Below are 497 nucleotides of genomic sequence, written 5' to 3'. Positions count from 1 at the left end.
TTTCTCCCATTCAACGTTTTGCAGTGCGGTTACGTGAGGATTATGATTCTGTTAAGGCGGGTGTGACTTTATCTGTAAGTAATGGCCCGGTTGAAGGACATATTAATCGATTAAAAATGCTGAAGCGACAAATGTATGGTCGTGCTAGTATTGATTTATTGAGTCGCCGATTTTTAATCAAGATGTAAAGGGTTTTTCTCTCCCTAGAAACAGTTTGAAAAAACAGCGATCGCCATTCGGCATTGGTTCCGATCACCAAAAGTTGCCAAGACCCAAGTTTTTCTAATTCTAAACTAACACACATCTAAATTGTTATTTTGGGAGCATTAACAATATGCAGTCAGGGCTGGGACGTGCAAAACTTTCCGGCGCAACAGCTTATGAAGCGCAGGTAAGATTTAAAAATCGTTGCTAGACAAAGAGCTAGAAAATCGTTGAGCTAGAAAATCGGTGCTAGACAAAGAGCTAGACAGGATTCTAATAAATTAGATTCTGTC

Annotated in this window: 1 pseudogene; it reads left to right on the top strand. The window is 39.6% G+C overall.

Going from position 1 to position 497, the window contains the following annotated elements:
- Positions 1-188 (top strand): annotated as a pseudogene (locus OSCIL6407_RS37410) (ISL3 family transposase); the annotation flags it as partial.
- Positions 189-497: the final 309 nt, after the last annotated feature.

This window comes from Kamptonema formosum PCC 6407, assembly GCF_000332155.1.
GTDB lineage: Bacteria > Cyanobacteriota > Cyanobacteriia > Cyanobacteriales > Microcoleaceae > Kamptonema > Kamptonema formosum.
The sequence above is the reverse complement of the archived record's forward strand: the minus strand, read 5'-3'. Positions and strand labels throughout refer to the sequence as shown.